The sequence below is a fragment of the Thermodesulfovibrionales bacterium genome (genome assembly GCA_026417875.1).
GTDB lineage: Bacteria > Nitrospirota > Thermodesulfovibrionia > Thermodesulfovibrionales > CALJEL01 > CALJEL01.
In genome coordinates, this window is sequence record JAOACK010000084.1 from 1 (window position 1) to 5,690 (window position 5,690).

At 41.4% G+C, this 5,690-nt stretch carries 8 protein-coding genes; 2 read left to right on the forward strand and 6 right to left on the reverse strand.

From position 1 onward, the window contains the following. The 4 genes from atpA to atpF form a co-directional block, all read right to left on the reverse strand. The coding region (gene atpA, locus N2257_10280) for a F0F1 ATP synthase subunit alpha (GenBank protein ID MCX7794770.1) at nt 1-1,022 on the reverse strand (1,022 nt) is incomplete at its 3' end. A gap of 4 nt (nt 1,023-1,026) precedes the next feature. Next, nucleotides 1,027-1,566, reverse strand: coding sequence for an ATP synthase F1 subunit delta (gene atpH, locus N2257_10285; protein MCX7794771.1), 540 nt, complete (start codon nt 1,564-1,566; stop codon nt 1,027-1,029). After that, entirely contained in the window at nt 1,563-2,171 is a 609-nt protein-coding gene (locus tag N2257_10290; GenBank protein ID MCX7794772.1) for an ATP synthase F0 subunit B, read from the reverse strand. The genes atpH and N2257_10290 overlap by 4 nt, the downstream gene beginning before the upstream one ends. A 29-nt stretch (nt 2,172-2,200) precedes the next feature. After that, nucleotides 2,201-2,620, reverse strand: coding sequence for a F0F1 ATP synthase subunit B (gene atpF / locus N2257_10295; GenBank protein MCX7794773.1), 420 nt, complete (start codon nt 2,618-2,620; stop codon nt 2,201-2,203). Between the two features lie 198 nt (nt 2,621-2,818). On the opposite strand from atpF, the gene N2257_10300 reads away from it, so the two are divergent. Both N2257_10300 and N2257_10305 read left to right on the forward strand, forming a co-directional pair. Next, the gene (locus N2257_10300; protein ID MCX7794774.1) at nt 2,819-3,586 is read left to right on the forward strand and encodes a 6-carboxyhexanoate--CoA ligase; all 768 of its coding nucleotides are present in this window, start codon (nt 2,819-2,821) and stop codon (nt 3,584-3,586) included. Nucleotides 3,587-3,638: 52 nt separating this feature from the next. Next, complete coding sequence (locus N2257_10305; GenBank protein MCX7794775.1) at nt 3,639-4,520, forward strand: diacylglycerol kinase family lipid kinase; 882 nt, start codon at nt 3,639-3,641, stop codon at nt 4,518-4,520. Here the strand turns inward: N2257_10305 and N2257_10310 are convergent. Together N2257_10310 and N2257_10315 are read right to left on the reverse strand one after the other, a co-directional pair. Continuing rightward, the gene (locus N2257_10310) at nt 4,517-5,104 is read right to left on the reverse strand and encodes a GTPase domain-containing protein (GenBank protein ID MCX7794776.1); all 588 of its coding nucleotides are present in this window, start codon (nt 5,102-5,104) and stop codon (nt 4,517-4,519) included. The two genes, N2257_10305 and N2257_10310, sit on opposite strands and share 4 nt — an antisense overlap. A 9-nt stretch (nt 5,105-5,113) precedes the next feature. After that, nucleotides 5,114-5,614, reverse strand: a complete 501-nt coding sequence (locus N2257_10315; protein ID MCX7794777.1) for a roadblock/LC7 domain-containing protein — start codon at nt 5,612-5,614, stop codon at nt 5,114-5,116. Between the last annotated feature and the right edge of the window lie 76 nt (nt 5,615-5,690).

The following is a 5,690-nucleotide window of genomic DNA, read 5'->3' on the forward strand; positions in this document are numbered from 1 at the left end:
GTAATGGATATGACATTTGTGGGTATATATCCTGAGACATCACCAGCCTGTGTCTCAATTACAGGAAGGGCAGTGAGTGAGCCTCCGCCATACTGGTCAGATAGCTTTGCTGCCCTCTCCAGAAGCCTTGAATGGAGATAGAAGACATCACCAGGATAGGCCTCTCTTCCAGGTGGACGCCTGAGGAGAAGTGATAGCTGTCTGTAGGCTGCAGCCTGTTTGCTCAGATCATCATAGCATACAAGGGCATGCCTTCCACTGTCCCTGAAGTATTCACCCATTGCACATCCAGCATAGGGAGCTAGATACTGCATAGGTGCAGGATCTGAGGCTGTTGCTACAACCACTATGGTATGTTCCATTGCACCGTATTCCTCAAGGGTCTTAACTGTTCTTACAACTGCAGACCTTCTCTGACCAACTGCCACGTAGATACAGATTACATCTCCTCCCTTCTGATTTATAATTGTATCTATGAGTATTGCTGTCTTTCCTGTCTGCCTGTCACCTATTATAAGCTCCCTCTGACCCCTTCCAATTGGTATCATTGCATCTATTGCCTTTATACCTGTCTGGAGGGGTTCTTTAACAGGCTGCCTCCTAATGATACCAGGTGCCACAACGTCAACAAGCCTTGATTCTGTTGTCTTTATCGGACCCTTTCCATCAATGGGTCTTCCGAGTGCATCAACAACCCTTCCGATTAGTGCCTCACCAACAGGAACGGACATGATCTTTCCTGTTCTCTTAACAATGTCTCCTTCTTTTATTAATTTGTCATCACCAAAAAGAACTGCGCCCACTGCATCTTCTTCAAGGTTAAGGACCATGCCTATAACATCATTTGGAAACTCAAGGAGCTCAGACATCATGGCATTCTCAAGTCCATAGACCCTGGCAACTCCATCACCTACATAGGTGACAACTCCCACCTCGCTTACATCAATCCTCTTTTCAAAGTCTGCAATCTGTCTTCTGAGGTACTCACTTATCTCTTCTGTTCTTATCTCTTTGACTTCCATATGCTCACCCCTTTATAATTTCATTCTTTAAAATATTTAATTGACCTCTCAAACTCAGGTCATATACTGTATTGTCAAACCTGACCACTATGCCTCCAAGAAGTTCTGGGGCAATGGATACATCCACTCTAACATCTTTCTGAGTAATATTTCTCAGGGCATTAGTAATTCTTTCCACCATACCACCATCAACAGGGATTGGGCTCAGGACTGTCGCCTTGAGAAGCCTCTTTCTCTCGGCATAAAATTTATTTAAAAATTTGATAAATAAGGGTAAGGCTATAAAAGCCCTTTCCTCTAGAAGCTTTAAAAGAACACTTCTGGTCTTTTCACTGAAGCCAATCTTATCAGATAAATGGTTGAGAAATACATTCTTCTCCTGATCATGAAAAAGTGGATTGACAAAGAATCCCTTTAATTTTTTATCTGCCTCGATTAGCCCCGAGAGTTTTTCAAGGCGGGCTATCTCATGGGGAAGTTCTTCAAGGGATAACATACCCGAGAGCGTCTTTGCATATCTTTTTGCTATCCTTTCACCTTTCATCCCCTGCTCCTCTCTTCTATCCTTTTTATTGAATCTTCAAGAAGTCTCTTTTTTTCCTCTTCTGTCAGGCCCTGAAGTTTCTTTTCTGCAAGCTCAATGGCAAGAAGTGCTGCCTCTTCTTTGAGTTTTTCTATTGCCTTTTTCTTCTCAAGCTCTATTCCTTTTCTTGCATCCTCAATGAGTCTCTGGCTGATTCTTTTACCCTCTTCTATAATACTGTCCCTCTCAATCTCTCCTGCCTTTTTTGCTGTGCTTAGGACCCTTTCTATTTCTATATCCTTCTGGGAAAATCTCTCTTCAACCTCCCTTAGTGCCTTTTCAGCAAGCTCCCTTGCCTGTCTGGCTTCATTAAGTGCCCTTTCAATTGTCTCTGACCTTTTTTTAAGAAAATTCCTTAACGGTTTTCCAGCAAATATAACAAGGATTGCTACAAGAATAGCAAAATTCACTATCCGCCAGAACCAGTCCCAGAATCCTGCATGATGTTCTGCCTCTCCTGCAGCCTGGGAAATCCCTGAAAGAGCTAAAATAAAAAATAATACCAGCATAATCCAAAAGTGCCTGTAGTCCTTACTGACCTCTAACTTACCTCTCCTTTCTAACATCCGACCTCCTCAGCCATTGCTTCGCCATATTATACCCTCACAAGTTTGTTTACAATATCTTCTGAGATCTTCTCTATCTCCTGTCTGAGTGCCTTTCTTGCCTCCTCAGTTGCAGCAGCAATATCCTGCCTTGCCCTCATAAGTATCTCCTGAGCCTCTTTTTCAGCCTGTCTTAAAAGCTCTGCCTGTCTGTCCTTTCCTTCCTGGGTATATCTTTCAATTATCTCTTTTGCCTTTCTGTTTGCCTCAAGAAGCTCCCTGTTGAGCTGGTTCATAAGTTCCTCTTTTTTCTGGTTAAACTCTCTTGCTTTTTTCAAAGAACCATCAATACCTTCCTTCCTCTCTTCAAAAAGTCTCATTAGTGGTTTAAAAAGGATTATATTGAGAATGAATATGAGAAAGAGGAAGTTTATGAGAAGGACAAAGAACCATTTGTTAAATTCAAGCATCCTTCACTCCTTTTAGCTTAAGAGCCACTGTGCTAGGAAGCACTGTAAACTCTCCTCTTAAGATATAATTTAGTGCAAAAGGTTATCATACCTGCAGAGATTTGTCAAGATTCCCTTTATTAATTTTTTGAATCATTTTATAAAGATTGCTATTTTCTAAACTTAACCCTGAACCCTGCCTTCTGCTATACTTTTTACATGTGGAGTATCAGGATGAGAGCAGGTACAGGAAAGCTCCATATATCCGGAGCTGAAACAATCACTGAGCAGGATGAGATTATAACTCTATCTCAGGCCTTTCTTCTCAGGGCCCTTTGCCATCCAAAGGGACTCCCTTCAGAAATAGTCCTTACTGTGGAAAAATTAAAGGTTAAGCCTGTTTCTGTTCCAGTGCTTAAAGTTACTACCCTTGAATGTCCCTCGCCGTTTAGAGCAAAAAACTTAATAAAGGAACTCCTCAGGACAGAAGGTATCAGCGAGCTCGCTATAAAAAGAGGACTTTCCACAGTCTATTCAGAAAGGACCATGCGTGGAGCAAGCCTTATAGAAGCAAAGACAGGAAGAAGGCTAGAGCCGGACAGGGAAAGAGGTGTGAGGGTATCAAGACTAGGAATTTCCAGAGATTCGGAGGAAAAACTCTCCAGCATACTGGAGAGTCTCGGCATAAATACTACAAGGGTAAAAGAGGCACTCATACTGGCATCAAAGGTTGCCTCCTGTCCCGGTATAATGGCAGAGGTCTGTATATCTGATGACCCTGATTATACAACAGGGTATGTTGCCTCACAGAGACTTGGTTACCAGAGGATACCAAATATAAAAGAAAAGGGATCAAAGGCAGGAGGAAGGGTTTTTTTTGTAAAAGAAGGTAGCAGTATAACGAGAATCATCAGGTATCTTGAAAAAAAACCTGTACTTGTAGAAGTTAATTATGATATAAAAAACACTGTATTAAATCCGGATTAAGCCTTAAAATAATCGTATCTGTATTTCCTAATTGATACATAAAAAACTTAAAATGAAAAGGGTCTTTATTATTGCAAATCCTGTCGCTGGAAGTGCATCAAGGAGAAGGATTAAAAAAGCGACTTCTCTCCTTAAGTCCATGGGCTATTTAACTGAATTGCTCTGGACAGAGAACCATGGAGATGGTATAAGACTATCTAAGGAGATATCTAAAAACCATCCTTCTCAAGATATCCATGCGATTATCGCTGCCGGTGGAGATGGAACTTTTAATGAAGTGGCAAACGGACTCATTGGAACAGCTGTTCCAATGGCCATTTTGCCACTTGGAACAACTAATGTCCTTGCAAAGGAGCTGAGAATTCCCGAGAAGGTTGAAGGCGCTCTATCGCTACTTAAGAAAAGTCCCGCAAGAATCTTTCCAGCAAGGATAAAAGTTAACGGCATGGAGAGATATTTTCTCCTGATGGCAGGAATCGGTTTTGATGGAGAATCTGTTTACGGAGTAAATAAGAGTCTAAAAAAAATCAGCGGAAAACTTGCCTATATTTTAAGTGGAATAAAGAATTTTATCAGATACAGTCCTGTTCCAATGAATATAAAGATAGATGATCTTGAAGTCCAGGGGTATAATGCAGTTATATGCAAATCTGCCTGCTACGGCGGCTATTTCAGAATGGCACCTGATGCAGATTTAAGAAAACCTGAACTTTATGCTGTAGTATTTACGGGAAAAAATAGAGTTTCTCTGTTAAAGTATGTAGCTGGAGTAATAACTACAAGACATATTAAATTTCGGGATGTTATATACCAAAAGGCCTCAAAGATAGTTATTGAGCCTGAAAGACATGTCCAGATAGATGGAGATTATTTTGGCAAGGGGAAAGTAGAGATTACCTCAAGCTTTGAAGAACTGAGACTTTTTATTCCTTAATAATTCTTCTTTAGCTCAAGTAGTACAAGTTTTGCAATTCCCTTTAATGTCTCAAAAACACCTATGCCCTGCGTTGCCACTGCTTCAAAATAGGGTACGCCATTTGGATTCAGGACCCTGTTCAGCTCCTCAACTGGCACTACGTTTGGAAGGTCTCTCTTGTTGTATTGAATAACAAAGGGTAATTTTTCAAGGTCATAACCCTGTTCTGAAAGATTGATTCTGAGGTCTTCTAAGCTTTCTATATTTGCCTCCATCCTGTCTATCTGGCTATCAGCAACAAAGACAACACCATCAACACCCTTAAGAATCAATTTCCGGCTTGCTGCATAGAAGACCTGACCAGGAACTGTATAGAGATGAAACCTTACCCTGAAACCCTTTATATCACCAAGGGCAAGAGGAAGAAAATCAAAAAAGAGTGTTCTTTCAGTCTCTGTCGCAAGGGATATTAGCTTGCCCTTCTGCTCTGGATTTGTCTTTTTGTATATGTACTGCAGATTGGTGGTCTTTCCACAGAGACCGGGACCATAATATACAATCTTGCAGTTTATCTCTCTGGAGGAATAGTTTATAAAGGACACCTGGTAAACCTACCTGAAGAGTTTATCAATGTCCTCATCAGTGATCTCCGCAAAGGGTGATTCCTCTATCTTTCCTTCCTTCTTTGCACTCTCTGCCTTCTGGTTTATCTCATCAAATATCCTTGCGAGCACCTCTGAGGATTTTTTAACCCTTAATCTAACCAGACCAAGGCTTGACCTCTGGTCAAAGACAACAACCAGTATCACCCTCTGACCAACGAGGGAGATGTGGACATTGTCTTTCTCTCCCTCGTTGTAAATAAGGGAAAATTCCTTCTCTCCAAGGAGCCTTGCCATACCTCCTGTTGCAGCAATATTTCCGGCAGTGAGGGATGCAAGGGATGTGGTGTCCACATTGTGGGTCTCTCCTGCAATGGCTATGAGCTGGCCATTTTTATCAACAAGGAAGACGAGTTTTGCATTGGATTGCTGATAGAGTCTCTGGAGCTCTTCATCAATCCTTTTGAACTCGTCTTCATACATTATAAGATTTGTAGCTGTATTGGTCATAAAAGAACCACCCTGCTGAACCCCCGGCTTAGAGCTGACCTGATTCTCTTAGTAACCTCTCCCATTCCCTGTCTAT

What these genes read in the sequence shown, in the direction of transcription:
- atpH (MCX7794771.1), bottom strand. Translation starts at nt 1,566, where the DNA reads ATGAAAGGTGAAAGGATAGCAAAAAGATATGCAAAGACGCTCTCGGGT.
- N2257_10290 (MCX7794772.1), bottom strand. Translation starts at nt 2,171, where the DNA reads ATGTTAGAAAGGAGAGGTAAGTTAGAGGTCAGTAAGGACTACAGGCAC.
- atpF (MCX7794773.1), bottom strand. Translation starts at nt 2,620, where the DNA reads ATGCTTGAATTTAACAAATGGTTCTTTGTCCTTCTCATAAACTTCCTC.
- N2257_10300 (MCX7794774.1), top strand. Translation starts at nt 2,819, where the DNA reads ATGTGGAGTATCAGGATGAGAGCAGGTACAGGAAAGCTCCATATATCC.
- N2257_10305 (MCX7794775.1), top strand. Translation starts at nt 3,639, where the DNA reads ATGAAAAGGGTCTTTATTATTGCAAATCCTGTCGCTGGAAGTGCATCA.
- N2257_10315 (MCX7794777.1), bottom strand. Translation starts at nt 5,614, where the DNA reads ATGACCAATACAGCTACAAATCTTATAATGTATGAAGACGAGTTCAAA.